A 682-nucleotide genomic window follows, 5' to 3' on the forward strand; every position below is an offset into this window, starting at 1 on the left:
AATAAGCAATGGATCACAAGAAGAATCATTCATGCATGAATCAACATTTGAAGAGCATGGCATAGCAAGTAAATCATCACATGAGGTAGATATGCTAGATTTTGAAACTTTATCTATTTTAGGCATATCATCAATCAAATCACAAGTAATGCCAACATCAACTTTCACTTTGTTGGCTTCTTGAGAGATATGAGAGTTATGAGCTTCCTTAAGCTTCTCATGAGTATACAAAAGATTTTTATGAGATGTCTTTAACTCCTCATAAGATTCTTGAAGAGAAACATGTTTCTTCTTCAAGTTCTTATATCTTTCTTTCATATTACACAACAAGTCATCAAGATTACTTACCATCTCAATAAAATCATCATAAGTTTACTCATCAACGTCGCATACCTTCGGTTCACCTTTTGCAATAAGATAATAAGGTGTGTCGAATAGAGATGGAGCCTCCTTGATGGCAATACCGGCAAGACATAGGCGATAGCTACTACCTCAGATCCCTGAATATCTTCTTATCCACTCTCAACCTTCCCATCTGGTGATACTCCACTTATAGTCCCTTAGTTCCCTCGTCCGGTCTCAAATTAAGGTACTTATGAACTTTATAGCCAACCACTAAAACCAATAAGGATCAAAATCTTGATCTCGCGAGTGGAACCAGCCACTTGACTTCTATCGTGGT

Annotated in this window: 1 protein-coding gene; it reads right to left on the minus strand. The window is 37.0% G+C overall.

Going from position 1 to position 682, the window contains the following annotated elements; translation table 11 throughout:
• Positions 1–318, minus strand: a 318-nt coding sequence (locus ACQY5W_RS13170) for a hypothetical protein (protein ID WP_428025432.1), incomplete at its 3' end; no start/stop codon positions are given.
• Positions 319–682 lie beyond the last annotated feature (364 nt).

Source organism: Arcobacter sp., assembly GCF_050300555.1.
In the GTDB taxonomy this organism is placed as follows: Bacteria; Campylobacterota; Campylobacteria; order Campylobacterales; family Arcobacteraceae; genus Arcobacter.